The organism is Pseudomonas salomonii, from assembly GCF_900107155.1.
Taxonomy (GTDB): Bacteria; Pseudomonadota; Gammaproteobacteria; order Pseudomonadales; family Pseudomonadaceae; genus Aquipseudomonas; species Aquipseudomonas salomonii.
In genome coordinates this window covers 315,727-339,166 of the sequence record NZ_FNOX01000009.1, presented here as the reverse complement: position 1 = coordinate 339,166, position 23,440 = coordinate 315,727, and the positions used below count along the sequence as shown (strand labels likewise).

At 57.3% G+C, this 23,440-nt stretch carries 34 protein-coding genes and 1 other RNA gene; 32 read left to right on the top strand and 3 right to left on the bottom strand.

Features of this window, described 5'->3' with window-relative positions; genetic code table 11:
* Positions 1-113 precede the first annotated feature (113 nt).
* On the top strand, positions 114-1,421 hold the full coding sequence (locus BLV67_RS21845) for an IS4 family transposase (protein ID WP_083269288.1): 1,308 nt from the start codon (positions 114-116) through the stop codon (positions 1,419-1,421).
* Positions 1,422-2,234: 813 nt separating this feature from the next.
* Here the strand turns inward: BLV67_RS21845 and BLV67_RS21835 are convergent.
* Complete coding sequence (locus tag BLV67_RS21835; RefSeq protein ID WP_069788375.1) at positions 2,235-2,891, bottom strand: XRE family transcriptional regulator; 657 nt, start codon at positions 2,889-2,891, stop codon at positions 2,235-2,237.
* A 242-nt stretch (positions 2,892-3,133) separates the two neighbouring features.
* Here BLV67_RS21835 and BLV67_RS21830 point away from each other — a divergent pair, with 242 nt between their 5' ends.
* From BLV67_RS21830 to BLV67_RS21720, 23 genes are all read left to right on the top strand, one after another.
* Positions 3,134-3,472, top strand: a complete 339-nt coding sequence (locus BLV67_RS21830; RefSeq protein WP_074854521.1) for a helix-turn-helix domain-containing protein — start codon at positions 3,134-3,136, stop codon at positions 3,470-3,472.
* A gap of 2 nt (positions 3,473-3,474) precedes the next feature.
* Positions 3,475-3,915 (top strand): hypothetical protein, encoded by a 441-nt coding sequence (locus BLV67_RS21825; protein ID WP_069788376.1) that lies wholly within the window; start codon positions 3,475-3,477, stop codon positions 3,913-3,915.
* Positions 3,908-5,941: a DNA-binding protein gene (locus tag BLV67_RS21820; protein ID WP_069788451.1), complete on the top strand. Its 2,034-nt coding sequence runs from the start codon at positions 3,908-3,910 to the stop codon at positions 5,939-5,941. The genes BLV67_RS21825 and BLV67_RS21820 overlap by 8 nt, the downstream gene beginning before the upstream one ends.
* Positions 5,942-5,964: 23 nt before the next feature.
* A complete protein-coding gene (locus BLV67_RS21815; RefSeq protein WP_069788377.1) occupies positions 5,965-6,684 on the top strand; it encodes an AAA family ATPase in 720 nt (239 codons plus the stop codon).
* 3 nt (positions 6,685-6,687) lie between these two features.
* The gene (locus tag BLV67_RS21810) at positions 6,688-7,299 is read left to right on the top strand and encodes a hypothetical protein (RefSeq protein ID WP_244160749.1); all 612 of its coding nucleotides are present in this window, start codon (positions 6,688-6,690) and stop codon (positions 7,297-7,299) included.
* A complete protein-coding gene (locus BLV67_RS21805) occupies positions 7,296-7,676 on the top strand; it encodes a hypothetical protein (RefSeq protein WP_069788379.1) in 381 nt (126 codons plus the stop codon). Before BLV67_RS21810 ends, BLV67_RS21805 begins: the two co-directional genes overlap by 4 nt.
* The gene (locus tag BLV67_RS21800) at positions 7,660-7,983 is read left to right on the top strand and encodes a hypothetical protein (RefSeq protein WP_069788380.1); all 324 of its coding nucleotides are present in this window, start codon (positions 7,660-7,662) and stop codon (positions 7,981-7,983) included. The genes BLV67_RS21805 and BLV67_RS21800 overlap by 17 nt, the downstream gene beginning before the upstream one ends.
* A gap of 11 nt (positions 7,984-7,994) precedes the next feature.
* Positions 7,995-8,615 carry a DUF3164 family protein gene (locus BLV67_RS21795; protein ID WP_069788381.1) on the top strand — a complete coding sequence of 207 codons (621 nt, stop codon included), beginning with the start codon at positions 7,995-7,997 and terminating at the stop codon, positions 8,613-8,615.
* Positions 8,616-8,656: 41 nt separating this feature from the next.
* Entirely contained in the window at positions 8,657-9,034 is a 378-nt protein-coding gene (locus tag BLV67_RS21790) for a hypothetical protein (RefSeq protein WP_083269440.1), read from the top strand.
* Between the two features lie 8 nt (positions 9,035-9,042).
* Positions 9,043-9,264 carry a hypothetical protein gene (locus BLV67_RS21785; RefSeq protein ID WP_069788383.1) on the top strand — a complete coding sequence of 74 codons (222 nt, stop codon included), beginning with the start codon at positions 9,043-9,045 and terminating at the stop codon, positions 9,262-9,264.
* An RNA gene (locus BLV67_RS21780) (hammerhead ribozyme type II) lies at positions 9,263-9,333 on the top strand. Before BLV67_RS21785 ends, BLV67_RS21780 begins: the two co-directional genes overlap by 2 nt.
* The gene (locus tag BLV67_RS21775; protein ID WP_069788384.1) at positions 9,334-9,612 is read left to right on the top strand and encodes a hypothetical protein; all 279 of its coding nucleotides are present in this window, start codon (positions 9,334-9,336) and stop codon (positions 9,610-9,612) included.
* Positions 9,609-10,025, top strand: a complete 417-nt coding sequence (locus tag BLV67_RS21770) for a gp16 family protein (RefSeq protein ID WP_069788385.1) — start codon at positions 9,609-9,611, stop codon at positions 10,023-10,025. Before BLV67_RS21775 ends, BLV67_RS21770 begins: the two co-directional genes overlap by 4 nt.
* Complete coding sequence (locus tag BLV67_RS21765) at positions 10,022-10,468, top strand: Mor transcription activator family protein (protein ID WP_069788386.1); 447 nt, start codon at positions 10,022-10,024, stop codon at positions 10,466-10,468. The genes BLV67_RS21770 and BLV67_RS21765 overlap by 4 nt, the downstream gene beginning before the upstream one ends.
* Positions 10,468-10,974 carry a DUF4339 domain-containing protein gene (locus BLV67_RS21760; RefSeq protein ID WP_069788387.1) on the top strand — a complete coding sequence of 169 codons (507 nt, stop codon included), beginning with the start codon at positions 10,468-10,470 and terminating at the stop codon, positions 10,972-10,974. The genes BLV67_RS21765 and BLV67_RS21760 overlap by 1 nt, the downstream gene beginning before the upstream one ends.
* 223 nt (positions 10,975-11,197) lie before the next feature.
* Positions 11,198-11,428, top strand: a complete 231-nt coding sequence (locus BLV67_RS21755; protein WP_141722768.1) for a hypothetical protein — start codon at positions 11,198-11,200, stop codon at positions 11,426-11,428.
* Positions 11,425-11,718, top strand: coding sequence for a putative holin (locus BLV67_RS21750; RefSeq protein WP_069788389.1), 294 nt, complete (start codon positions 11,425-11,427; stop codon positions 11,716-11,718). Before BLV67_RS21755 ends, BLV67_RS21750 begins: the two co-directional genes overlap by 4 nt.
* 26 nt (positions 11,719-11,744) lie before the next feature.
* Positions 11,745-12,356 carry a transglycosylase SLT domain-containing protein gene (locus BLV67_RS21745; RefSeq protein ID WP_069788390.1) on the top strand — a complete coding sequence of 204 codons (612 nt, stop codon included), beginning with the start codon at positions 11,745-11,747 and terminating at the stop codon, positions 12,354-12,356.
* Positions 12,353-12,973 carry a hypothetical protein gene (locus tag BLV67_RS21740; RefSeq protein ID WP_069788391.1) on the top strand — a complete coding sequence of 207 codons (621 nt, stop codon included), beginning with the start codon at positions 12,353-12,355 and terminating at the stop codon, positions 12,971-12,973. The genes BLV67_RS21745 and BLV67_RS21740 overlap by 4 nt, the downstream gene beginning before the upstream one ends.
* Complete coding sequence (locus BLV67_RS21735) at positions 12,960-13,178, top strand: TraR/DksA C4-type zinc finger protein (RefSeq protein ID WP_069788392.1); 219 nt, start codon at positions 12,960-12,962, stop codon at positions 13,176-13,178. Before BLV67_RS21740 ends, BLV67_RS21735 begins: the two co-directional genes overlap by 14 nt.
* Positions 13,178-13,489, top strand: a complete 312-nt coding sequence (locus tag BLV67_RS21730; RefSeq protein WP_069788393.1) for a hypothetical protein — start codon at positions 13,178-13,180, stop codon at positions 13,487-13,489. Before BLV67_RS21735 ends, BLV67_RS21730 begins: the two co-directional genes overlap by 1 nt.
* The gene (locus BLV67_RS21725; protein ID WP_069788394.1) at positions 13,486-13,797 is read left to right on the top strand and encodes a hypothetical protein; all 312 of its coding nucleotides are present in this window, start codon (positions 13,486-13,488) and stop codon (positions 13,795-13,797) included. The genes BLV67_RS21730 and BLV67_RS21725 overlap by 4 nt, the downstream gene beginning before the upstream one ends.
* 4 nt (positions 13,798-13,801) lie before the next feature.
* A complete protein-coding gene (locus BLV67_RS21720; protein WP_069788395.1) occupies positions 13,802-14,314 on the top strand; it encodes a DUF3486 family protein in 513 nt (170 codons plus the stop codon).
* A gap of 8 nt (positions 14,315-14,322) precedes the next feature.
* Here BLV67_RS21720 and BLV67_RS21715 read toward each other — a convergent pair whose 3' ends face one another.
* Positions 14,323-14,808 carry a hypothetical protein gene (locus tag BLV67_RS21715; RefSeq protein ID WP_069788396.1) on the bottom strand — a complete coding sequence of 162 codons (486 nt, stop codon included), beginning with the start codon at positions 14,806-14,808 and terminating at the stop codon, positions 14,323-14,325.
* A 59-nt stretch (positions 14,809-14,867) separates the two neighbouring features.
* On the opposite strand from BLV67_RS21715, the gene BLV67_RS21710 reads away from it, so the two are divergent.
* Both BLV67_RS21710 and BLV67_RS21705 read left to right on the top strand, forming a co-directional pair.
* Entirely contained in the window at positions 14,868-16,421 is a 1,554-nt protein-coding gene (locus tag BLV67_RS21710; protein ID WP_069788397.1) for a hypothetical protein, read from the top strand.
* Positions 16,421-17,977, top strand: coding sequence for a DUF935 domain-containing protein (locus BLV67_RS21705; protein ID WP_069788398.1), 1,557 nt, complete (start codon positions 16,421-16,423; stop codon positions 17,975-17,977). The genes BLV67_RS21710 and BLV67_RS21705 overlap by 1 nt, the downstream gene beginning before the upstream one ends.
* On the opposite strand, the gene BLV67_RS21700 is transcribed toward BLV67_RS21705, so the two are convergent.
* The gene (locus BLV67_RS21700) at positions 17,963-18,259 is read right to left on the bottom strand and encodes a hypothetical protein (RefSeq protein ID WP_074854519.1); all 297 of its coding nucleotides are present in this window, start codon (positions 18,257-18,259) and stop codon (positions 17,963-17,965) included. The genes BLV67_RS21705 and BLV67_RS21700 overlap by 15 nt on opposite strands.
* 36 nt (positions 18,260-18,295) lie before the next feature.
* Between BLV67_RS21700 and BLV67_RS21695 the strand changes: the two genes are divergently transcribed.
* From BLV67_RS21695 to BLV67_RS21670, 6 genes are all read left to right on the top strand, one after another.
* Complete coding sequence (locus BLV67_RS21695) at positions 18,296-19,573, top strand: PBECR2 nuclease fold domain-containing protein (RefSeq protein WP_069788399.1); 1,278 nt, start codon at positions 18,296-18,298, stop codon at positions 19,571-19,573.
* A 9-nt stretch (positions 19,574-19,582) separates the two neighbouring features.
* On the top strand, positions 19,583-20,065 hold the full coding sequence (locus BLV67_RS21690) for a phage virion morphogenesis protein (RefSeq protein WP_069788400.1): 483 nt from the start codon (positions 19,583-19,585) through the stop codon (positions 20,063-20,065).
* 200 nt (positions 20,066-20,265) lie between these two features.
* The gene (locus BLV67_RS21685) at positions 20,266-21,033 is read left to right on the top strand and encodes a TIR domain-containing protein (protein WP_069788401.1); all 768 of its coding nucleotides are present in this window, start codon (positions 20,266-20,268) and stop codon (positions 21,031-21,033) included.
* A gap of 86 nt (positions 21,034-21,119) precedes the next feature.
* Entirely contained in the window at positions 21,120-22,097 is a 978-nt protein-coding gene (locus tag BLV67_RS21680) for a phage protease (RefSeq protein ID WP_069788402.1), read from the top strand.
* Between the two features lie 3 nt (positions 22,098-22,100).
* Positions 22,101-22,496, top strand: a complete 396-nt coding sequence (locus BLV67_RS21675) for a hypothetical protein (protein WP_244160747.1) — start codon at positions 22,101-22,103, stop codon at positions 22,494-22,496.
* Positions 22,497-22,525: 29 nt separating this feature from the next.
* A complete protein-coding gene (locus tag BLV67_RS21670; protein WP_069788404.1) occupies positions 22,526-23,431 on the top strand; it encodes a Mu-like prophage major head subunit gpT family protein in 906 nt (301 codons plus the stop codon).
* The last annotated feature ends 9 nt before the right edge of the window (positions 23,432-23,440 follow it).

Here is a 23,440-nt window from a genome sequence, read left to right as displayed (position 1 = left end):
AGCCATGCCTTTCAAGGTCTTGGTTTAAAATCCCCCAAAACTTCAGTCAGGATGACGAAACGATGTGGGAAAAGGTTCTAGAGCGGTTCGAAAAACAAGCACCAGCCAGTGTCATGACCAAGCTGGTATTGGAGCAGGCCGTACCTGCCGAATGGGTTGATAAGGTGTTCGATGATCACCGTCAACGGCAGTACTCCCGTGAGCTTCTGTTTTCATCTGTTGTTGAGTTGATGTCCCTGGTTTCATTGGGCTTGAGGCCATCCTTGCATGCAGCGGCGCGCAAGGCTGAGGGGCTTTCGGTCAGCCTTACAGCGCTCTATGACAAGATCAATCGAACCGAACCCGAGCTGCTTCGGGCCCTGATTTCAGGCAGCGCGGAGCGTTTGGAACCCACTGTCAAAACACTCGGCCATTCATCGATTCTCCCCGGCTGGCAGTTACGTATTGTCGATGGCAATCACCTGCCAGCCACACAAAAACGCCTCGGCCCTTTGCGCACTGAGCGCGGCGCAGCGCGCCCAGGGTTTTCAGTGGTGGCCTACGATCCTGATCTGGATTTAGTCGTTGATCTCCAGCCCTGGGAAGATGCCTATGCCAGCGAACGGGTCAGTGTTCTTCCGTTGCTGGCCCGCGCTTGCGCGGGCCAGCTGTGGATGGCTGATCGACTTTACTGCACGCTGCCCGTCCTACAAGCCTGCGAGGACACAGGGGCTTCGTTCATTGTTCGCCAACCCAGCAAGCATCCACGCTTGATCCAGGAAAGCGACTGGCAAGAGTCAGGAATCGTCGATAGCGGCACCGTTCGCGAACAAATCATCGAAGTGAAAGGTGGCCGCCGCTGGCGGCGCGTTGAGTTAAGCCTGCAAACGGCAAATGACTCAGGTGAATCAGTGATGTGGTTCTGGAGCAATTTGCCTGACACCATTAGTGCCCAGCAGATAGCCGATTTATACCGTCGTCGCTGGAGTATTGAGGGGATGTTTCAGCGCCTTGAGTCGGTACTGGACAGTGAAATTACAAGCCTTGGTAGCCCGAAAGCCGCGCTACTGGGCTTCGCCTCGGCGGTTCTGGCTTACAACGTTTTGTCGGTTCTAAAGCGTAGCGTTGAGCAGGCGCACCGAGATACACAGCCACAGGGTTGGGAAGTTTCGATTTTCCACTTGGCGGTGCATGTTCGCAGTGATTATCAGGGAATGCAGATCGCATTGCCTACGGAAAATTTCCCTATTGAAAAGACCTCGCAAGGGCTGGCAGAGCGGTTGTTGGCCCTGGCGAGGTTGATCAAACCCAAGGCCGTCGCAAAAAGTCCTCGCGGTCCTAAGGTCGCAAAACCTAAGGAGTGGCTGGAAGGTAAGGCTGCACGGGTCCATGTCTCAACAGCTCGGGTGCTCAAGGCTGCCAAGTCGGATAAACAGACTTAAACACTGCTTTAAATGAGTTCTTAAACGCAGACCTTGAAAGGCATGGCTCTTACAGCGACTCACTTTTCGAAGGACCGAAAAGTAAGCAAAAGGTCCTCGCCCCAACACTCGGTGCCTCGCTGTGGCTCGGCATGCCCGCAATCCGACACTGATTTGGGGGGCCGCCGCCACGCGCCATCCATGGCGCGGGGCGGCTAAACCGGCATCCCTGCCGGTTTACCCCCCAAATCACTGTCAGATTCCGGCCATCGTGTTTGACGGGGCGATTTCAGATCAAGATCAAGATCAAAAGCGCAGATCAAAAGACCGCTGACTTCGTCATCGAAAAGGATGTAAGAGCCGGAGCAACAGCAACAGCGCCAGCAAAGCCATACTCGGTCAAAGGTGGGAGCGGGCTTGCTCGCGAATGCGGTGGGCCAGTGACAGATAAATTGACTGACACACCGTATTCGCGAGCAAGCCCGCTCCCACATTTAGACCCCGCGGCATCAGGTAGATAGGCTGTTGCTTTGCACTTGATCTGGCTTTTGCTTCAACCACTCAGGTCGGCTTTCAGGCCGCCTGTGAGGAGGTTCTAGATATGGCACTGGCAGGAAGTCGGTGGGATGAACCGGGATATAGCGGGAGATTGTGCGACGAGCCAGACTGGCTAAGGGTTTGGGGGAAAGAGCCGCGCCTCAAACCAATGCCAAAGCGCTGCCAAGAAATAAACAGATCAAATGCAGCCCAAGCGTAGAGCCGGTGCCAATTTAGCGAAACCTTTGGCACAGGACATCACCAACACCTCGGTAGAGTGACATTACACCCTGCTTATCAGATCCAGCCGCCAGCCCATACGACGCGGCCGATTATCTCCAGGTTGCTCAGTTGATCCTTGGGGACGATCATGTCGCGGTAGGCCTTGTTCTCACTGATGATGTGAACAGAGCCATCGAATTGCCTCTGAAGCCTTTTCGCATAGAGATGGTCATCCAGGCGGATGACATAGACAGCCTCCCCCTCAAGCGAGCTGCGGCCGTGATCGATCATCACGGTATCGCCATCGCTTAGCAGCCCCTCCATTGAATCGCCGTCCACCCGGATTGCCGACAGCCTCGTAGTGTCCAGGCCTTGCTTGCGAAGCGAATCCGCCGTAAACGCAAGCAGGTTTAGTACGGTTGCGCGTTCACTCCAGGCTCCATGCCCCGCATCACAGTGGGCATCGTAAAGCGGTACATAGGCGTATTTATCATCTTGGGCAGACTGGGCCGCATCGCCATTCAGCTTCTCCCCCTCGCCCGATGCAAGCCAGCCGATACTGACGCCAACAGCTTTGGCGATGTCTACACACCGCGCCACCTTGGGTTCGCTCTGCCCCGTCAGGTAATACTCCAGGGTACGCCGGGGTATCGCTGTAAGCCGCGCTAACTCATCGCCACTTCCCGCTATGTCGGCGCATTGCCGAATACGCTCTGCAAGACCCTCGCTCATTTCGCTTTCTCCCTCGATCTATCCGAAACACCATCCCTGGTTAAAGCGAAATTTCGCTTCTTCGATAAAGCCATACAGATCAAAGAGATAGACAAAATCAACCACCATAAGGTCAAATTCGACAAGCGAAACGCTATTTTTCGCTTTACGACGTAGCTATTAATGGCTATGTTTGTGCCGTAGGTGACGTTAGACATCCCAAAAAAACCACCCTTGCCGGTGGTTATGAATGGACGCCAGGCATGAACAAAACCGAAATCCCCCTTGATCCAACCCAGCGATGGGAATGGATCAAGTACCAACTTCGCACCCGAGGCAGTTCACTCGCGATGCTGGCGCGTGAGCTGGACGTTTCAGACACTGCAGTCAAGAACGCCAAGCGCACTGCATACCCACGAATGGAACGTGCCATCGCTCGTGCTTTAGGTCTTAAACCAATTGACCTATGGCCCGAGCGTTGGAATGCCAATGGCACCCCACATCGTATTAGGACGCAGCGCGCAGAACACAACGCAACTTCTAGCCAAGAGCATAACTCAGCTTATGCCCTTCGACACCGTAAAACCGGCACAGGAATATAAACATGCGCCGTATAAGGGATGATCGTACGCTAGATATCTTCTCTGTCCCACAGCCAGTTCTGGCTATCCCAGGGAATGGCAACAATGCCGCGCAGGTCAGTGAACTGATCAGCGAGATTCTGAAAGGTTCCGATCTGGACCGTTACGAGATCGGTGCGCGCATGTCGCGTTTATCTGGTGATGACGTTAGCAAACATATGCTGGACGCGTGGTCGAGCCCGGCCCGGACAGACCACAACCTACCTTTCTATAGAGCGCCGCTACTTGAGGAAGTGTGCAGCAGTCACGTCCTAACAGACTGGTTGGTTGAGCAGCGCGGCGGGCGTGTGGCTTACGGTCGCGATGCACTCAATGCAGAACTTGGCCGTTTGTCACGGGTTGCAGCTGATGCGACCCGACAGGCCAGAGAGCTAAAAAAGATGCTGGGTGAAGGCCATGCATAATTGGTACTCCGCCCGCGAACTGGCTGGCCTACCCGGCATGCCGGGAACAGAGCGCGCAATTCAATTGCGCGCCAAACGCGAACGATGGGAAGGTCAAGGCCGTCTCGGTAGTAAGGCCGTTGAGTACCGCTTTGCGACACTGCCGCCAGAAACTCAAGCTGCCTTAATTGCGGCATCTGTACGCGATGCCGCGTCGGAATCTGCGCCTGGTCCAGACTTAATATCTGCTCAGCGTGACACGGTTTCAGCGTCACGCTTGAACGAAGATCAACGCTCAGTGATGACGGCTCGCCTGGCCTTTGTGCGTGAAGTCGAACGCATGAGCCAGACAATCAGTCAGCAGCGCGCCATCGACAGCATTGTCTCCTTGGCAAAAGCTGCTCAGCTCAGCCCGTACCTGACGGGCCTTGTCCAGCGCGCCAACGACCGCAAGACCGACAACCGCTCTCTAAGCGAGCGCACGCTCAAGCGCTGGCTGGCCGACTATCGCAAACAGGGTGAAACCGGCCTGGCACCTGCTCGCCGTCAAAAGGACTTGAGCCTACCTGCATGGTCGGCCGCATTCCTCGCCTGCTACCAGCGCCCGACCAAGCCCAGCGTAGAGTCGGCCTATGCGGAGTTCGCCCTCAAGAATCCCGTCGAACGGCCCAGCATCCACGTGGTTCGTCGCTTCCTTAATAAGCTGAGTGCCGAGGCCCGCGAGCGTGGCCGCCGTACACCGCAAGAACTCAAAGCCCTGCAACCGTTCAAGCGGCGCTCCACCAAAAACCTATATCCGTGCGATGTGTTCACCGCTGACGGCCACAAGTTCGACGCCGAAGTATTGAACCCACGTACCGGCAAGCCGTACCGCCCCGAAATCACAACCGTTTTGGACATCGCCACCCGCAAAGCCATCGGCATCTCGATTGGTGAGGCGGAATCCACCATCGGCGTTATGGACGCACTGCGTGTCGCCATGCAACAGGGCATGTTCGCGATGTTTTATGTCGACAATGGCTCAGGGTTTGCCAACGACACAGTACGGGAAGTGGTCGACCGCCTGGGTGGGTCCATGATCCACGCGCTGCCTTACAACAGCCAGGCACGCGGCCTTATCGAACGCTCGCACCAAACTATATGGGTCAACGCTGCCAAGAAGCTGACCAGCTATATCGGTGCAGACATGGATAAGCAGGCCGGGACAAAAGTGCATCGAGTCGGCCGCAAAGAGTTGCGGCAAACGGGGCGAACTCGACTGATTCCAACCTTTGCCGAGTTCATGGAAGGCATCGACTACGAAATAGAAGCCTACAACGCACGCCCCCACCGGGGCCTCGCAAAGGTGCGCGACCCTCTGACTGGCAAGTTCAAACACATGAGCCCCAACCAGGCTTGGGAGGCCGCACTTGCCGAGGGCTGGGAGCCAATTATCGCCCCCGCAGAACTACTCAATGACCTGGCGCGCCCACAAGTCATTCGCCCAACCCGTCGTGGGGAAGTCACCTGGTCAGGCGAAACTTACTTCCTGGATGCGTTGCGCAACTTTCATGGCGAAGAAATACGCCTCGCCTATGACGTGCGTGACGCGTCCCGCGTGTGGGTTCGCACCCTGGATGGCGACCTGATCGGCGAAGCCCTCGTCGATGGCAACGCCAGCGACTACATGCCGAAAGCCATGATCGAGAAGGCCTACGACAAGCGCGAAAGCGGCCAGATGAAGCGTGCCGTAGACAAGCTTGAAACCCTGACCGGCAAACGCGTGGAAATGATCGCACCGACCACGGCGCCGTCGGCTCAGCTCAGCCTTGAACAAATGGCCGAAGCCCGCCGCTTCGCAGAACTGTCAGCGCCCCAGCCTAAAGCCTTCGATCTGCCAACCGACCCCACCGCCCGCTACCGCCTTTGGAACCAGCTCAATGCCCGCCTCACCAGGGGCGGGACGCTGACACCCGAAGAAACCCAATGGCACGCCCGTTACCCGCAGCACCCGGACTTCACCGCGATACAGCAAATGTTCGCGTTCGCCGAGCAGGCCCGTGCTTAACCTCAGACCTTAGGAGTTGAATCATGAGTGTTACTAAGATCGTTCCCTTAACCAACGTCGGCCTCTTATCCGCCGCTATCGCCCGTAGCCACAATCGCCCAGCCGGACTGCCTGGCTTGGTAGTGATGTACGGCGCCAGCGGGTTGGGTAAAAGCGTGGGTGCCGCCTTCGCCGCAAACCAGCACCGCGCCTACTACGTCGAGTGCCGCGACACCTGGAGCAAGAAGGCTTTTCTGCATGCCATCTTGCGCGAAATGAGCATCCAACCGGCCCCAACCTTGTCAGTGATGGTTGACCAGATCGCCGAGCAGTTGTCCAAAAGCGGACGCCCGCTGTTGATCGACGACGTGCAATACCTGCTCGAAAAGGCGGTAGCCAACGTTTTGACCGACATCTACAACGCCAGCGAAGGGACCATCGTCCTGATCGGCGAAGAACGTGTGCCCGGTAGCCTGGCAAAGCTGGAGCGTCTGCATAACCGGGTGCTGGAGTGGGTGCCTGCACAGCGCGCCACCCTCGAAGATTTGCAGGCTTTGGCCGAGTCCAGCTACCCCGAATTGCACTTCGCCGATGACTTACTGGAAGACTTGCGCAAGAAGGTAAATGGCTGTCTGCGCCGTGTGGCGGTCAACCTCTACAAGGTCTACAGCGAAGCCTGCGCACGCTGCATTGACCGTATCGATCTTGCTGGCTGGGGCACCGATAGCTGGTTTACCGGCGAAGCGCCGTCGCGGAGGGGTTGAGGTATGCCAAGAGCCAGAGCTGACTTGGTGATGGTGGGCGGCAAGTCCCCACGCCAGCATATTTGGGAAGCCATCCGCGCCGTTAACGCCAGCCCTAAAGAGCTGACGACCTATGCCGTCGCACGCAAATCCAACCACGAAGATGAAGCTGTACGTGCTTATTTTCGCGACCTGGAAAAGGCCGGGATTGTCAGCAAGGTACGAAGCATCGGTCGCTTCGATGCCGAATGGTTCCTACTTAAAGATGAAGGCGTTGAAGCCCCTCGCGTTACCAAAAACGGCAAGGTTTCGAACTATGCAGCGGGGGTTGAAAACGTCTGGCGGGCTTTGCGCATCCTGGGCGAGTTCTCCGCCGCCGAGGCTTCAGTTGCCGCCAGCATCAACGGCGCTTCTATCAGTGAGTTCGGCGCCCACGTGTATTTGTCGGGTCTGGCAAAGGCTGGCTACGTGACCCGTAGAGGCGGTACAGCGGGCTTTAAAACCCGCTTCAGCTTGGTCTCGGCACGCTACACCGGCCCCAAACACCCGATCTACCAGCGTGATTTTGACCAAGTATATGACCCGAACCTGGATCAAGTGGTATGGCGCAAGGCAGACCAGGAGGTGGCGCGATGAACCAGCTCAACCTTTCCGCCTGGGGCCAAGACGCGCCGCTGTTCGTGCGCTTGCTCGCCGCAGAAGTCGCTGCCACCAACAAGACCAAGGCCAGCCAGCGCATCGGCATGAGCCGCACGGCCGTCAGCCTGATCCTTTCCAACCGCTATGCATCGCCCAGCACCGCCGGAGTCGAGCGTCGGGTAATGGAAACCCTCGGCCGCATTGAGTGTGTCGCCCTGTGCGAGACCGTCACCACCGAGCAGTGCCAAAACTACCGCGAAAAACCAGCACCAACCCACAACCCGCAGGCGATGCAGCACTGGCGCGCCTGCCAACACTGCCCAATCAACCCCGACTGCTGCAACCAGGAGAACGCCCATGCTCGCCTCCACTAACCACACCCCGCTGAAAGTCCTGACCCCAACCCTGGCCGACCGCCTGCGGGTATTCAACGCCGCCGCTCGCAACTTGCAGGCGCATGGCATCCGTGTGCAGGGGTTTCACCCATCCGAAAACCGGCTGGTGATCAGCCCCGAGTCAGGCCAGCGCCTGATCAACCTTGGCCACACCGACGGCTACCAGCGCCACGGTTCAGCCGGTAGCACCCGTTTTAACGTGCAGTACCAGGGCGTGACCCTGGAATGGCGCGAACCCATCAGCGCCACCCGTCCTGCCGACTGGTCGCGTCCGACTCTCCACTGAGGAACCTTGCAATGACATACCAACAAACCATCCCCGATGGCTACCGGGTAGACGCGCAAAAGCGCTTGATTCCCGAGGCACTCATCAAGCCTATCGACCTGGAGCGAGACGCCTTGGTACTTGCACTGGTCGAGCAAGCAAGAGCGGCCAGCACCGTACTTGCTAAGTTCAAGGCTGCGGCGTTCGGCGATATCGAAGCATTCGTAGAACTCAGTGCCGAGCAGTACGGCGCTCACATCGGCGGTAAAAAAGGCAACGTCAGCCTGATCAGCTTTGATGGTCGTTACAAGATCATGCGCGCCGTCCAGGAAAGTATCGCCTTCGACGAACGCCTCCAGGCCGCACGGGCATTGATCGACGAATGCCTGCGGGACTGGACAACCGGGGCACGTCCCGAAGTGGTCACGCTGGTAAATGACGCCTTTCGGACTGACCAAAAAGGTGACATTCGCACCGCCCGCGTGCTTGCGCTGCGCCGTATGGAAATCACCGATGAGCGCTGGCAGCGCGCCATGAAAGCTATTGGCGATGCCTGCCAGGTGGTGGGTTCAAAATCCTATATCCGTGTGTACCAGCGTGTCGGAGATACCGACCAATACGAGCCCATCAGCCTTGATATTGCGGGGGTGTAACTGTGCAGCGCTATCACGACACCCGAAACGATCCCTTGCCGATGCATTCGCCGCAACACGACATCGAGCGTGCCAACCTCGACCAACTGACTGCGGAGTTTCTGCGACGTGGTGGCAAGGTCCAGCAAGTCGGCCACCAGATGAGCAACGCCCCGGCGACATTCACCATTAACCCGGAGCGTTCGCCGGTTTATGCCCACCTGTTTGCGGCAACTCCATCGGTGCCAACACCGGAGTCCGTTTTGCCCACCGAGGTTTACGACTCCCAGCCTGATGCAGGCAAGCACGCGGCGTTGATCATGGTCGATGCAGCCATGGGCAATTCGCCAAAGTGGATCGCCCGCAAACACCACATGACTGAGAAATACGTGCGCCAGGTTGCCCGCGATTACCACATCACTTTTCACACTCAGCGATAGGACGCCCCATGGCCAAAATAACCATCACCCTGGAAGACCGCCACCAAGGCAACGGCAAGCCTTCCGTCACCGTTGATATGACAGGTGTAGCGGCTCCCCCTTTAGACGCACCTCGGCAGACGGAAGCCATGCGGCTTTCCTACAAGCTGTTCGATCTGATCGTCAGCGAAAAGATGTTGGGCACGATCCCGGCCTGCCGTTGGCAATCAAGCAACACGACCCTCCACTGAGCGAAACCACCCTGGTCTACCGGGGCGGTCTGCCGGACGTGGTTGTCCGGTACTGATGAGCAGCCTCCCATGACAGACGAAACACCCAAACAGCGGAAAACCCGCCTGACACGCGAGCGTAAGCGTGCCCAGCGTAAGCGCGACAGCAACAAGCGCCTGGCTATGGGGGCCAGCAAGCTCAAGATGGAAATCTACAGCGGCACCCAAACCGAGCTGGAACACATCCGCACTGCCGGGCAGTTCGACGAAACAGAGCATGCACTCACGATGACCATTCATGATGTCGCCGCACTGTCCCGAACCAACCCGAGAGCGTTCCAGCGACTGATAAAAGGAGGAAGACAGTGACTACACGCAACCTGCAATTGAGCAAGATCCATATCGCCAAGAAGGACTTGGGGCTGGATGACGAAACCTACCGCGCCTTGCTGGTTCGCGTGGCGGGTGTGCGTTCGGCAAAAGACCTGACGCCACGCCAGACCGCCGCCGTACTGGTCGAATTCGCCCGTTTGGGCTGGGAGCCTAAACCGGCGAAAAAGCAAGGCCGCAAAGCACCATTGGCGGCGCCAGACCGGGTAAAGCTGGTGGGCAAAATAGAGGCCTTTCTCGCCGAGGCAAAACGTTCCTGGGCGTATGCCGATGGCATGGCCATGCGTATGTTCAAGGTTGAGCGTGTGGAATGGCTGGCCCCTCAACAACTCCAGAAAATGGTTGCTGCATTGACTTACGATGCCCGCCGCCACGCGAGGCCAGAGCGATGAACGAAGAACTGTTTCCCGATGACATCGATCAACTCGACGCCAAGAAGGTACTGGCAAATATGCAGGACCCTACAGTGTTATCCCGCTGGGAAGGTTCATTGCGAGAAATGGTAGAAATCGCTGAGGCCAAACTCCTGGTTGAGATCAAGCCAGGTGTGGAAGCCGCAGCACTGGCCCGGCATGTTGTCTTTGCGATTTGTTCGGTGATGGGTGGTCGAGTGGTGTACTTGCCACGGGGGGATGCGCTCAAGCGTGCCTTACGAGACGCGATGATCTATAGAGACTGGAAGGATAACAACACCCCAATTCCAAACCTGGTCAGCAAGTACGATCTTGCGAACCAGACCATTTATGACATCATTCGCCGACAGCGGGCGCTGCATCGCAAGAGTGAGCCCGATCTATTTGGCTACGAAGACGATCAAGGAAGGAGTGTTCACTGATGACCCAGGTGCAATGGTTTTATGACGATGGCGGTTCTCGTGTAGGACCAATCACCGAAAATGATATCAAAGAGCTTTTGAAAGTCCGCAAAATTACCCATGGCACCCTTGTTTGGAAAACGGGAATGGAGTCTTGGATTCCAATCGAAGCGACTGAACTCAAATCAGAGTTAACAGTAGCGCCACCACCTTTGAGCAAAGACTCAGTGCCGGATCTATGGGCCTGGCTTCTGGCATTCTCTCCGTTGCTTGGTTTTGTAAACGTATCGCTGAATACAAGTGTTGCTGTATTCATTGGCATCATTCTGGTAGTTGTTCTGTGCAACCTGGACGCACAGAAACTACGGCAAGCAGGTTACCAACCGCCAAGTATTTGGTGGTGCCTTATTCCTCCGGTATACCTTTACATTAGGTCCAGCCGTTTAAAAGCGAATTACGCACCACTTATCGTCTGGATTATTTGTAAGGTCTCATTGTTTATCCTTCCCCAGTTTATCTATAGATAAAATTCAAGCCCCGCCACCGAGCGGGGCTTTTTCTTTAACCCCGCTGATACTCAACCAATCCCCCCTATACGCGAAGCTGGCACCGTTCCCCCAACGGCAGGTTCGCAGCATGCATTCCGCTCCCACGCCCCCGAAAGTCTTCCGGCCCCGACGGCCGCGCCAGTTCGCACAGCTCATTCAAACCGCTGGGGACGACGCTGCACGCGCAGTGCTGTGGGCCAAGGTGCCAGCCGACTGGCGGGAACTGGTTCAGTCGCATATCTCGCAAGCCGAAGCCCGCACCGAACAGCACGTCCGTGAACAGGAAAAGTTACGCCCCGCTGTAAGAACCATCACGCCAACGTTCGCCGAGTACCGCGCCCCCGCCCACGTGCCCGGCAACACCTTGGTGGCTGCCCAACACCTGGCCGCACTGCGCGCCGCCATCCATCACTCACCGCGAGTATCCCAATGACCTCCACCGCACCGAAGCGGCAACCCCGCACGCCGCGTATGACCTTTTGGGCGTTAATCAGCATCGCCTTGCTATTCAGCCTGGCCATCGTCGCCCCAACCAAGCTACCCGTCGTCCTCTACAAATGCGGCCTGGTCACGCTCGGCTGTGTGCTGGGTTACTGGCTGGATCGAGCGTTGTTCCCCTATGCCCGGCCGGACATGGTTCCCAACTGTGACCAATCCATGGCTGGCATACGCCGCGCCCTGGTCGTGCTGGGCTGCGTCCTTGGCCTGACGTTGGGGCTCTAACAATGCGCTCACGTGTTCTCCTATACATGGCTGTCGCCGCACTGGGCTTGCTTGCCATCGCTGCTTTCTGCCCACCGGCTAAGGCTGAAATCCCGGATCAAGCCGACCGCTACCGCCGCGACTTGACCCGCATCGCCCAGGCCGAATGGGGCCTGGACGCCCCGGTGTCCACCTTCGCCGCACAGATCCACCAGGAAAGCCGCTGGAAGTTCGACGCAAGGTCGCCCGTCGGTGCGCAAGGCTTGGGCCAGGTGATGCCCTCGACCGCCACCTGGCTTGCCCAGCTGTTTCCCAAAGCCCTCGGCAAGGTCGAGCCGTATAACCCGGTTTGGTCCATGCAAGCGCTTGTCAGCTATGACCGCTGGCTGGCGAATCGCATCCAGGCGCGCAGCCCTTGCGAACAAGGGGCACTGATCCTTTCAGCCTACAACGGCGGTTTGGGGTGGGTGATCAAAGACCGCAAGTTGGCATTGGCTAAGGGGGCCGATCCGCTGACCTGGTTTAACTCTGTAGAGCAGTTCAACAACGGCCGCTCGGCCGCAGCCTTCAAGGAAAACCGACAATACCCGCGCCTGATTCTGTTGCGCTGGGAAGCTCTGTACGTCGCTGATGGCTGGGGCCAGGGAGTCTGTCAATGAAAGCCCTGTTCGACCTGGTCAAGCCGTTGTTCTGGTACATGGCCATGATCGCCACCGTGGTGTACGGCCTACACCTGATCCGGCAAGACGGTTATGACGAAGGCTATGGCCTGGCGAAAGCCCAGGGTGAAACCGTCGCCGCTGATTTGCGCAGGAAACACGCCGAAGAAAATCAGCGCGATTCTGACGCCGCCCTGACGCAGCTTCGCACCGAACAAGGCCGGGGCAACGAGCTGGCCACCCAGCTCGCTGACGCCAAGGAAGCGCTGCGCCAAACCACCGAACGACTCACCGGAGATATCACCCGTGTTACCAAACTCTATCGCAAGGCCTTGGATGCGAAGCCACAGCCGCTACCTGTTGCTGTGTTCACTAATGGCTTTGTCCGCGTGTGGAACACAGCCAACGGATTCGCCTCCGCCCCCGCAATGCCAACCCCGAATGGCTCCGGCCGAACTCCTGCGTCTGCCAGTGGACCCGGAACCGCTGACGACCTCGACTCAGGCATCACGCAGGAACAACTCCTGACTAACCAGGTGCGCAATGGCGAGCTGTATGGGATTTGCCGGGAACAGCTCAGAAACCTGATCAAGTGGACCCGCAATGAAAGCAAGTGACTACGCCAGCAAGCTGGAAGCTCTGCACAACGAAAGCGCTTTAGCGATTCATTTGGCACAGCAAGAAGTATTAGAAGGCCCCTCGGCCGAGTTCTGTCAGGTAGCTGATTGCGACATGCCCATCCCGGAAAGCAGGCGCCAGGCCATCCCAGGTGTGCAGCGTTGCGCGCAGTGCCAAACGCACCGCGAAAGGAGCAAGCGCTGATGACGACACTAGAGATGCCGGTGTGGCAGATGATCAGTATTGCCGTGACCATCCTCGGCGCCTTTGTGGGCGTGATGAAAATGCTCTTGGTGCAAATGGAGCGGCGCCTGGATCAACGCTTCGCCATCGTGGACAAGGATAGCGAGCGATTGCGCCAGGTCGAGATCGGCATGGAGCGACTGCGCGGCGATATGCCTTTGCACTACGTCCGCCGCGAGGACTGGGTACGTAACCAATCCATTATCGAATCCAAGCTTGATGGCCTGGCGCTCAAGCTAGAAAACGTTCAACTCAAAGGACTACGCCCATGAACATTGATCCAGCCAAGGTGCGCCGGGAATCCCTGCGTTGGTACATCATCCTGACGCTTAACACGGCGCGCCCAATTGATCCCCATGAAGCGCTTGTGTTGTCGGCCATCCAGGGAATCATCCCGGACGTCACCACCTTGGAACTGCGACGCGAACTGGACTACCTGGCCGACCGCAGCTTGGCAACCTTGAAGAAGCAGTCGAGTGGCGCATGGATCTGCGGCTTGACCCACTACGGTGTCGACGTGGCCGAGTACACCATCGACTGTAATCCAGGCATTGCCCGCCCAGAAAAATACTGGAGCTGACCCCATGCCACCGCGCAGCAAAGTCGCCAGTCTGCCTAAGTCGGTTAAAAACTGGCTCGACAAGGCTCTGGCCGAAAACAACTTCAGCGACTACGAAGCCCTGGCCAACGAGTTGTCGACCCAGGGTTTTTCGATCAGCAAGTCAGCGCTGCATCGCTATGGCCAGGACTTCGAGTCCAAGCTCTCGGCCTTGAAGATGGCGAGCGAGCAAGCCCGTGCTGTGGTGGCGGCTGCGCCGGATGAGGAAGGCGCCGTCAATGAGGCGCTGATGCGTTTGGTTCAGGAGCATCTGTTCAAACTGCTGATGAGCAACGGCGACCAGATGGACTTGCCCAAGGTGGCCAAGGCTGTGGCTGAATTGGGCAAGGCCTCGGTGGTGCAGAAAAAATGGCAAGCCGAGTTCCGAGATAAGGCCGAGGCGGCAGCATCTCGTATTGAAAAAATCGCTAAGAAAGGTGGTTTGAATCAAGCGACGGTTGACGAGATCCGCCGCGAAATTCTGGGGATGGCGGGATGAGTATTTTGTTATCTCGTCTTACCTCGCATCGATTCTGGCAGGGCTCCGACAATCACGCCAATTGCATTGGAACATGCTGGGCATATGTATTTTATCCATGTACCACCAAGTTGGTTTTGTGGTTTGAGAACAGACCTTCTCCCCATATCGTAGCAATTGGTGCAGCAGAAATGGTCGGGTTCAACATCTTTAAATTGTGGCTTCAGAGTGTAAACAACCTGTCCTGGACTAAGGGCCAACAACTCATAGCGGCCGAGTACATCAGATTTTTGCTTGGCTGTTCTAAGCTCCTCTTCCAAGCTCGCAATTTTACTGATCAATTCAATTTGCTCCATCTGACCCTGCATCATTTGCTGCTGCAGATCCATCAAGGTGCTCGTCAGATCCATTACTCGACCCCTTACAAGGTCTTCATCACGCAAAGTGATCAAGCTTTTGGCTATGTCGCCCGCAGTTTTCGCGCTTGTAAATGCGGCAGCAACCCAGTCAATCATCAGTCATCTCCTTTGAGCCTAATCAGCCGAATGGTGCAACGGGTTAAAAGGTGCATAGCATGAGCCTTCCCGTTGTGCTTGAAAACACTGCAAGCATCATTGCGCCATCAGTCCTTCTCAAGTACCAGAAAAAATGGATAGGTATCCGCGCCCCGCTCAAGGTCGGCGAGAAGTCCCGGCGTATTGGCCTCACCTGGGCCGAAGCGGCAGACAACGTTCTGGTGGCTGCCAGCGAAAAATCGGCGGGTGGCCAGACGGTCTACTACCTGGGCTACAACCAGGACATGACCGTGGAATACATCCAGGCATGCGCCATGTGGGCACGAGCCTACAACTACGCGGCGGAAGAAATAGAAGAAGGCATCTGGCCCGACAGCGACCCCGACAAGCACATCAAGACCTACACCATTACGTTTCCCACCGGCCACCGCATCGTCGCGCTGACCAGCCGCCCGTCCAACCTTCGGGGGCGTCAGGGCGTGGTCGTGATTGATGAAGCGGCGTTTCACCAGGACTTGGCCGAGCTGCTGAAAGCTGCGTTAGCACTGTTGATCTGGGGCGGTGAAGTCCATGTGATCAGCACCCACGATGGCACCGAGAACGCGTTTAATGAACTGATCAACGATATCCGGGCAGGCAAGCGTAAGGGCATGTTGTTCCGTTGTCCGTTCCGCGACGCTGTCGCCGATGGGCTCTACAACCGGGTATGCCTGCGCAAGGGCATTGAATACAAGCCCGAGGAAGAAGCCGCGTGGGTTGAGGACGTCTACGACTTCTACGGCGATGCTGCCGATGAGGAGCTTGATTGCGTACCGTCCCAGGGCGGCGGCGCCTTTCTCAGCATGGCCCTGGTCGAGAAACGCAGTAACCGCGCCGTACCGGTACTGCGCCTGGCGTATCCGCAAGGTTACGAAACCATCCCTGAACACCTGCGGCTCGCCGAGTCCCTGGAGTGGTGCGAGGAGCATTTGCTCCCACTGCTTTCAGCTATCCCGCTGGACGTTGAGAGCTTCTATGGCATGGACTTCGCTCGCTCCGGCGACCTCTCTGTCATCTGGCCGCTGCTCAAGGAACAGAACCTGCGCAAGCGCACGCCCTTTGTGGTCGAGCTGCGTAACGTCCCGTTCAAGCAACAGTCGCAGATCAAGTTCTACATCCTTCGGCGCCTGCCGAATCTACGTAAGGGTGCCGACGATGCCAGGGGTAACGGCTCGCAATTGTCGGAAGAAACAGCCATCGAATTCGGCTTCAACCGTATTGAACGGGTGATGCTCACCGAGGGCTGGTATCGCGACAACATGCCGCCGTTCAAGGCGGCCCTGGAAGACGACACCTTCTACGACATCCCGGCCGACAAAGACGTGGTCAGCGACGTGCGCGCCTTTCGTATGGTCAAGGGCGTGGCCCGCATCCCGGAAAAGCGCACCAACGAGAAAGGCGAAAAGGCTGGCCCCAAGCGCCACGGCGACGCCGGTATCGCCGCCGTACTGGCCGACTACGCGTCCCGCCAGGAAGTCGAGATCATCGAGTATCACCGAGTCCAGCCCGCGTCCCAACATGATCGCGAGATCCAGATCGGCGCCGGTTGGCGCTCCAAAAAAGGCATTTGGTAATGGCTGAATCTAAAATCGTTGACCAGTTCGGTCGACCGATCCAATACGACAAACTCACCGAAGAGCTGGCCGCAGCCCGCACTACTGGCATACGCCAGGTTTGGCACCAGTCGGTGGCCAGCGGCCTGACACCCGGTCGCCTTGCCGCCATCCTGCAGGCGGCCGCCGAAGGTTCAGCCCACGACTACTTGACCCTTGCCGAGGAAATGGAAGAACGAGACCTGCATTACGCCTCAGTGTTAGGCACTCGGAAACTGGCCGTGTCCGGCTTGGCCATCCGCGTGGAAGCCGCCAGCGACGATGCCGAGGACGTGCGCCGGGCCGACCAACTCAAGGAGATAGTCGACTCCCCCGAGTTCGGCGAACTGCAAGCCGACCTGACCGACGCTATGGGCAAAGGCTATGCCGTCTCCGAAATCATGTGGGACCGGAGCGGCAAGACTTGGAACCCATCGCGCTTTGAACCACGGGACCAGCGCTTCTTCCAATTCGACCGCGACACCGGGCGGGAGCTGCGTCTCCTGGATGAAGTGGACATGGTCAATGGCGTTCCTTTGGCACCGTACAAGTTCATTGTCCACCTGCCGCGCATCCGTTCGGGGCTGCCGATCCGGGGCGGCCTGGCGCGCCTGGCAGCGGTTGGCTACATGTGTAAAGCCTGGACCTGGAAGGATTGGATGGGCTTCGCCGATATCTTCGGCATGCCCATGCGTGTAGGTCGCTACGGACCCGGTGCCAGCAAGGACGATATCGCCACGCTCATGTCGGCGGTGGCCAACCTGGGCAGCGATGCGGCGGCGGTAATCCCTGACAGCATGCGCATCGACTTCACCCAGGCGGCGAACGTGACCGGCGCTGGTGACTTCTTCAAGGGGCTGGCCGAGTGGTGGGATAAGCAGGTTAGTAAAGCCGTGGTCGGTCAAACCATGTCTACTGACGATGGCTCCAGCCAGGCCCAGGCGACGATCCATAACGAGGTTCGTCTGGACCTGCTGCAAGCCGACGCCAAGGCCGAATCCAATACGCTGAACCGTTATTTTGTGCGCCCCTGGTGCGATCTGAACTTTGCACCAGGTCGGCCGTATCCACGACTGATTCTCGACGTACCCAAACCCGAAAACGCCAAGATCCTGATCGAAGCGCTGGAAAAGCTGGTGCCGTTGGGGTTGAAGGTTGAACAGTCGGTTATCCGCGACAAGTTGAATATCCCGGCTCCGGCCGCTGGTGCTGATCTGTTGGGCGTTGTTGCGCCAGTTGCTGCTCCGGTACTCGCGCAGGCGGCCAACAGAGAGCAGGCGCCCGCCAGGCCGGTGGTGATACCGGATATCGTGGATAACCAGGTGCGGACGATGGAACGAACTGTTGGGGTGTATCTGGATGACATGGTCGAGCAGATCAAGGAACTGCTCGACACTGTTCATAGCCTGGAAGAGTTTCGGGATCGGTTGATTGAAACCTATCCGGCGATGACCACCAGCCAGTTAGCAGATGCCATAGCTGATGGGCTTACCGCTGCCAGCCTGGCTGGGCGTGATGACATCTTAAGAGGGTTGTGACGTGTTGCTAGATTGCTCATCAAATTCATTACGCAGCAATGAATATTGACGCTCGGTACGGTCCTGTTCTTGGACAGCACTATGCAGCTCTTGAGTTGCACCCTCAAGTGCCTGTTCAAACGTACTCACAGACGAAACAGTAACGGTGTTGGTCTTGAAGCTTTGAGTAAGTTCACGCATGGCACGCCGAACAATTTCTAGTTTTCCTAGGGCTAGCTGGGTGCGTTCCTTTGATTGAAACCACAAATCGTGAGCTACCTTGATGTCGTCTTTTGTAATCACTTTCCATTCCTTTAGGTATTTGAGCGAGTAACCATAATGGCAGTTTCTCACGGCTCGCTTCCATTCAAAGAACAAATTAACTATTTCAGTGGAAAAGTTGATTTACCTACTCGTTCCTGGACGGACGTGTACGCTGCCGAGCACGACTACGCTTTTGTCGTGGCCGGCGGCGCCAAGCGCGATCTGCTCACCGACCTGCGCGGCGCTGTAGAAAAGTCCATTGCCGCTGGCACTTCCCTGGAACAGTTCCGAAAAGATTTCGACAAGGTCGTGGGCAAACATGGCTGGCAGTACCAGGGCGAGCATGGTTGGCGTACCAACGTCATTTGGGAAACCAACTTGCGTCAGTCCTATAACGCTGGTCGTGAAGAACAGATGGCAGACCCAGAGTTACGCAAGCGCCGTCCCTACGGCATCTACCGGCATGGTGACAGCGCACACCCGCGTCCAATGCACTTGTCCTGGAACGGAATCACGCTACCGCTGGATGATCCATGGTGGGCGACGCACACGCCGCAAAACGGCTGGGGCTGCAAGTGCAAGAAGTTCATGGCCTCGGCCAGAGATGTGGAACGCCAAGGCCTGACGATTGGTCCCGCGCCAGCTATTGAGTGGGAAGATCGTGTCATCGGCAAAAACAGTCCTAATGGTCCGCGCACAGTACGGGTGCCCAAGGGCATCGACCCAGGCTTTGAGTACGCACCTGGTCAATCGCGCCTGGCTCCAGCCGTGCCACCGTTGCGGGCCTACGACCCAATACCCCATCCCGTGCCAGGTGCCAGATACAGCGCCACGACATCGGGCCTTCCAAACCGTCGACTATCAACCGCCATGCCGTCGCCTCGAACAGTTCCCGCAACACGGGTGTTACCCGAAGGCCTAACTGACAAACAGTACCTAGATCAATTCCTTGGCGAGTTCGGCGCGACAGAGTCAGCGCCCGCAGTGTTCAAAGACGTGGTTGGCGATGCCGTGGTGATTGGCCGGGGGTTGTTCAGCAACACTCCCACGGGTCCGTTGCTCATACAGCGTTCCGGCATTGCGCGGGAACTCCCTCTACTGGCCGACGCCTTGAAAGCCCCCGACGAAATCTGGGTCCGTTTGGAGTGGCTTGAGGGTCAAAGCAAGGCCGTAATCCGGCGCCGTTACCTGCGCCGCTTCAAAGTCGAGGGCCAGCCTACAACGGCCCTGGCGGTGTTCGAAGTCGGCGACGATGGCTGGGCCGGAGTCAGTTCCTTTATGCCAGAGGCAGACAGCCCCGAATACATGGAGCAGGTTCGCCTTGGCGTCCTGCTATACAGCCGCCCTGAATAGGAGATCACCATGGCCGGTGCAATGCTTGATGTCGTCATTGATAACAGCGAGATTGGCAAAGCCCTGGACGATTTGGCGCGCCGTCTGGACGACTTCACCACACCGCTTAATGACATCGGTGAATATCTCCACCAGTCCACTGACGAGCGCTTCCGCCAAAAGGTCGCGCCCGACGGCACGCCCTGGGCGCCGCTCTCGCCTGTGACACTGGCCAGGAAAAAAGGCACAGGCATCCTTCGGGAGAAAGGCACTCTCCAGGACACTTTGCGTAAGCAAGTCACCAGTGTCGAGTTGGCGTTCGGTACAGACCGGCCCTATGGTGCGGTTCACCAGTTCGGGCAAAAGAAAGGTGCGTCCGGTAAAACCAGTAAGGGCAGCTCTATCCCATGGGGTGATATTCCTGCGCGGGAGTATTTGGGCCTATCTACCGACGATGAAACCGAACTGCTGTTCATCATCAATAACTATCTGACGGAACCGTTAAAAGGATGACACCGTAAATCTCGTAGGGGCGGAGATCGTGCCAGATCGGCCCGCATGGTCAGCCAAGGTAATAAGAAGGCGTTAGACCCGCGTTAGATTTGCTCAGGGCCCGGCAATAAAGCATCCTAGCGGGTAACGCATGGCGCTTTGCCCAAAAGTCGGAAGCTCGCTGCATCGCCAGGCTAATAAATATCTAGGGAGAGACGACGATGCCACACTGTTTTGTGATGCAACCATTTGATGGCGGCGCATTCGATAGCCGATACGAGGATATTTTCGCCCATGCCATCAATGACGCGGACCTTGAGCCATACCGGGTGGACCGAGACCCCCAGGTAGTTATCCCGATTCATGACATTGAGAAAGGTATTCGGGACTCGCGCATCTGCCTCGCAGATATCAGTCTCGACAACCCTAATGTATGGTTTGAGTTAGGCTACGCGATAGCGCTGAACAAAGAGGTTGTCCTAGTCTGCTCCGATGAAAGAACTACGAGATTCCCGTTTGACATTCAACACCGAACAATTATTACGTATAAAACAGGTGCCCCAAGAGACTTTGTCTCTCTTAGAGAGAGCATTACAGCGAAGTTAAGAGCATTACTTGAAAAAGAAGAGTCAATTCACACCGCTGCTAATCCTTCGATCCTTCAGCCAGTCGAAGGTTTGGATCAAATTGAGGTCGTGGTTATGGCCGCGATTGGCGGCAATGCTGATTCTCCAGATGACTTCATTAGTATCGGCATTATAAAAAGCGATATGGAGAAAGCGGGCTTTACAAATATTGCAACGTCAATGGCGCTGCGCACCTTAATGAAACGTGGGTTGGCAAATCACAGGGTCGAGCAAACCATGCACGGTGACTATCAGACATACGGCCTCACGCATGATGGTTGGGAATGGATGATAGACAACAAGAAACATTTCGTTCTTAAACAAGTGCCTGCACCTAAATGGGATGACCCCATTCCATTCTAGTTTCTATGCATTGGTAAGAACTCGCGACATAAACCTTAAACCCCGCTGATACTCCCTCATCCCGCCAGTTCCCACACACTGGCGGCATGAAAACCCAACTCGCACTCAACACCGACCTTTCCGCCACCGTCTCTGACGGCAAGGCCCCGGAGTGGGTCGAACTTATCCCCCCTGGTCCCAACGTCACCGGCCGCGATGGTCGGCAATGGCTGTTCGATGAGCAAGCCGGGATATTGGTCCAATCCAGTTTCCTCGGCCGTGCCATCGACCTGCCCATCGATTGGGAGCACGCCACCCAGCACCGCGCCACCAAAGGCGAGTCGGCCCCTGCTGCGGGTTGGATCAAGCAATTGGAGCTGCGCAATGGCTCGCTTTGGGGCCTGGTTGACTGGACCCCTCGGGCCTCTGAGCAAGTCGTTAACCGCGAATACCGCTTCCTTTCCCCTGTCTTCGACTTCGACCCGGACACCACGCGTATTGCTCGCCTGGTCAGCGCGGGCCTGACGAATAAACCCAACTTCCTGCTGACCGCCCTCAATCAAGAAAACATGGAGGTCACGCCTGTGACGCTTTCACCTGCGCTTCTGACTGCACTCGGTTTGCCTGCAACAGCAACCGAAGAACAGGCGCTTGCGGCCACCGCTCAACTCAAAGCAACCGCGCAAGCGGTGAACACCGAGAAGCCCAACCTTGAGCAGTTCATGCCACGAGCGGACTACGACAGCGTTTTGCAACGTGCCGCCAATGCTGAGCAAGCCCTGGCCGACCAGAAGAAAACCGAACACACCAAGCAAGTCGACGCGCTGATTACCTCGGCCACCCAGGCCGGAAAAATCACCCCGGCAACAGTGGACTACCACCGCGCCGCCTGCCAGGACGAAACCGGCCTGGCGCGCTTCAAGGCCTTCGTCGACGCCGCTCCGGTCGTTGCTGACCCCACCAACCTGGGCGAGCGCAAACCCAAAGAAACCACCACTGCGCTCAATGCTGAAGAGCAAGCCATGTGCCTGCAATTGGGTGTTGATCAGGTCGAGTTCGCTAAAACCAAACAGAGCGAGGTCTAGCCCGTGTCGCTGACTCAAGATCGCAACACTCCCATGAAGGCCACCGAGGTCCTGGTGGTTCCTGTCGCGGCCAACGTCCGCATCTTCGCAGGCTCTTTGGTGGTAGTCACTGCCAGCGGTTTTGCTGCACCCGGCTCAACGGCTCTTGAGCTGATTTACCTGGGCCGCGCCGAAGAATCAGTCGACAACCGGGGCGGCGCTGCGGGCGGTGCCCAGGTCGAGATCCGCCACGGCAAAGCATTCTGCTGGGTCAATGACGGCACCGTCACCCAGGCGCATCTGTTCAAGCCCGCTTACATCGTCGATGACGAAACCGTCGCCGCAGAGGATGCAGACGGCACCCGATCCGCTGCTGGACGCATCGTCGGTGTTGATACCGATGGCGTGTGGGTTGAGTAACCCTCTTTATACATAGGAGCGCACCGCGCATGTTAGTCAACAAAGCCTCTATTCAGGCGGCATTCGTCGCGCTGAAAACACTGTTCAACAATGCTTTTTCATCGGCACCCAGTACTTGGGAAAAGATCGCCATGAAGGTGCCCAGCACCACTGGCAGCAACCTGTATGCCTGGCTGTCGGCGTTTCCGAAGATGCGCCGTTGGGTTGGGGAAAAGCATGTAAAAAACCTCAAGGCCTACAGCTACACCGTGGAAAACGAGGACTGGGAAGCCACTGTCGAGGTCGACCGTAACCACATCAAGGATGACCAACTGGGGATCTATGCGCCCCAAGCGCAGATGGCTGGATTCTCGGCCAAGCAGTTGCCAGACGAAATTGTCTTTGAACTGGTGAACGGTGCGTTCGGCAACCTGTGCTACGACAAACAATATTTCTTCGACGCTGACCACCCCGTCGGCAAGGGCAGTGTCAGCAACAAGGGCACCGCTGCTCTTTCTATAGCAACACAGGCCGCAGCGAAGGCCAGCTACGGTGCCGCCCGCACCGCCATGCGCAAGTTCAAGGACGACGACGGCCGCCCGCTGGACGTAAACCCAACCGTTCTGTTGGTTGGGCCTGGGTTGGAAGACACCGCCCGCGCTTTGCTGACCAGTGACCGCCTGGAGGACGGCAAGGCCAACCTCTACAAAGGCACCGCCGAGCTGGTGGTCTCTACCCGCATCACCTCGGACACCGCCTGGTATCTGTTGGACACCAGCAAGCCGGTCAAGCCGTTTATCTATCAGGAACGTGAAGCGCCGAACTTCGTCCAGCAGACCGATCCAGAAGCTGACGACGTCTTCAACCGCAAGAAATTCAAGTTCGGGGCAGAGGCGCGGGCGGCCGGTGGTTATGGCTTCTGGCAACTGGCTTATGGCTCAACTGGCGAAGCGTAAGGGGGCGTT

What these genes read in the sequence shown, in the direction of transcription:
- BLV67_RS21845 (WP_083269288.1), top strand. Translation starts at nt 114, where the DNA reads ATGACCAAGCTGGTATTGGAGCAGGCCGTACCTGCCGAATGGGTTGAT.
- BLV67_RS21835 (WP_069788375.1), bottom strand. Translation starts at nt 2,891, where the DNA reads ATGAGCGAGGGTCTTGCAGAGCGTATTCGGCAATGCGCCGACATAGCG.
- BLV67_RS21830 (WP_074854521.1), top strand. Translation starts at nt 3,134, where the DNA reads ATGAACAAAACCGAAATCCCCCTTGATCCAACCCAGCGATGGGAATGG.
- BLV67_RS21825 (WP_069788376.1), top strand. Translation starts at nt 3,475, where the DNA reads ATGCGCCGTATAAGGGATGATCGTACGCTAGATATCTTCTCTGTCCCA.
- BLV67_RS21820 (WP_069788451.1), top strand. Translation starts at nt 3,908, where the DNA reads ATGCATAATTGGTACTCCGCCCGCGAACTGGCTGGCCTACCCGGCATG.
- BLV67_RS21815 (WP_069788377.1), top strand. Translation starts at nt 5,965, where the DNA reads ATGAGTGTTACTAAGATCGTTCCCTTAACCAACGTCGGCCTCTTATCC.
- BLV67_RS21810 (WP_244160749.1), top strand. Translation starts at nt 6,688, where the DNA reads ATGCCAAGAGCCAGAGCTGACTTGGTGATGGTGGGCGGCAAGTCCCCA.
- BLV67_RS21805 (WP_069788379.1), top strand. Translation starts at nt 7,296, where the DNA reads ATGAACCAGCTCAACCTTTCCGCCTGGGGCCAAGACGCGCCGCTGTTC.
- BLV67_RS21800 (WP_069788380.1), top strand. Translation starts at nt 7,660, where the DNA reads ATGCTCGCCTCCACTAACCACACCCCGCTGAAAGTCCTGACCCCAACC.
- BLV67_RS21795 (WP_069788381.1), top strand. Translation starts at nt 7,995, where the DNA reads ATGACATACCAACAAACCATCCCCGATGGCTACCGGGTAGACGCGCAA.
- BLV67_RS21790 (WP_083269440.1), top strand. Translation starts at nt 8,657, where the DNA reads ATGCATTCGCCGCAACACGACATCGAGCGTGCCAACCTCGACCAACTG.
- BLV67_RS21785 (WP_069788383.1), top strand. Translation starts at nt 9,043, where the DNA reads ATGGCCAAAATAACCATCACCCTGGAAGACCGCCACCAAGGCAACGGC.
- BLV67_RS21775 (WP_069788384.1), top strand. Translation starts at nt 9,334, where the DNA reads ATGACAGACGAAACACCCAAACAGCGGAAAACCCGCCTGACACGCGAG.
- BLV67_RS21765 (WP_069788386.1), top strand. Translation starts at nt 10,022, where the DNA reads ATGAACGAAGAACTGTTTCCCGATGACATCGATCAACTCGACGCCAAG.
- BLV67_RS21760 (WP_069788387.1), top strand. Translation starts at nt 10,468, where the DNA reads ATGACCCAGGTGCAATGGTTTTATGACGATGGCGGTTCTCGTGTAGGA.
- BLV67_RS21750 (WP_069788389.1), top strand. Translation starts at nt 11,425, where the DNA reads ATGACCTCCACCGCACCGAAGCGGCAACCCCGCACGCCGCGTATGACC.
- BLV67_RS21745 (WP_069788390.1), top strand. Translation starts at nt 11,745, where the DNA reads ATGGCTGTCGCCGCACTGGGCTTGCTTGCCATCGCTGCTTTCTGCCCA.
- BLV67_RS21740 (WP_069788391.1), top strand. Translation starts at nt 12,353, where the DNA reads ATGAAAGCCCTGTTCGACCTGGTCAAGCCGTTGTTCTGGTACATGGCC.
- BLV67_RS21735 (WP_069788392.1), top strand. Translation starts at nt 12,960, where the DNA reads ATGAAAGCAAGTGACTACGCCAGCAAGCTGGAAGCTCTGCACAACGAA.
- BLV67_RS21730 (WP_069788393.1), top strand. Translation starts at nt 13,178, where the DNA reads ATGACGACACTAGAGATGCCGGTGTGGCAGATGATCAGTATTGCCGTG.
- BLV67_RS21725 (WP_069788394.1), top strand. Translation starts at nt 13,486, where the DNA reads ATGAACATTGATCCAGCCAAGGTGCGCCGGGAATCCCTGCGTTGGTAC.
- BLV67_RS21720 (WP_069788395.1), top strand. Translation starts at nt 13,802, where the DNA reads ATGCCACCGCGCAGCAAAGTCGCCAGTCTGCCTAAGTCGGTTAAAAAC.
- BLV67_RS21715 (WP_069788396.1), bottom strand. Translation starts at nt 14,808, where the DNA reads ATGATTGACTGGGTTGCTGCCGCATTTACAAGCGCGAAAACTGCGGGC.
- BLV67_RS21710 (WP_069788397.1), top strand. Translation starts at nt 14,868, where the DNA reads ATGAGCCTTCCCGTTGTGCTTGAAAACACTGCAAGCATCATTGCGCCA.
- BLV67_RS21705 (WP_069788398.1), top strand. Translation starts at nt 16,421, where the DNA reads ATGGCTGAATCTAAAATCGTTGACCAGTTCGGTCGACCGATCCAATAC.
- BLV67_RS21695 (WP_069788399.1), top strand. Translation starts at nt 18,296, where the DNA reads ATGGCAGTTTCTCACGGCTCGCTTCCATTCAAAGAACAAATTAACTAT.
- BLV67_RS21690 (WP_069788400.1), top strand. Translation starts at nt 19,583, where the DNA reads ATGGCCGGTGCAATGCTTGATGTCGTCATTGATAACAGCGAGATTGGC.
- BLV67_RS21685 (WP_069788401.1), top strand. Translation starts at nt 20,266, where the DNA reads ATGCCACACTGTTTTGTGATGCAACCATTTGATGGCGGCGCATTCGAT.
- BLV67_RS21680 (WP_069788402.1), top strand. Translation starts at nt 21,120, where the DNA reads ATGAAAACCCAACTCGCACTCAACACCGACCTTTCCGCCACCGTCTCT.
- BLV67_RS21670 (WP_069788404.1), top strand. Translation starts at nt 22,526, where the DNA reads ATGTTAGTCAACAAAGCCTCTATTCAGGCGGCATTCGTCGCGCTGAAA.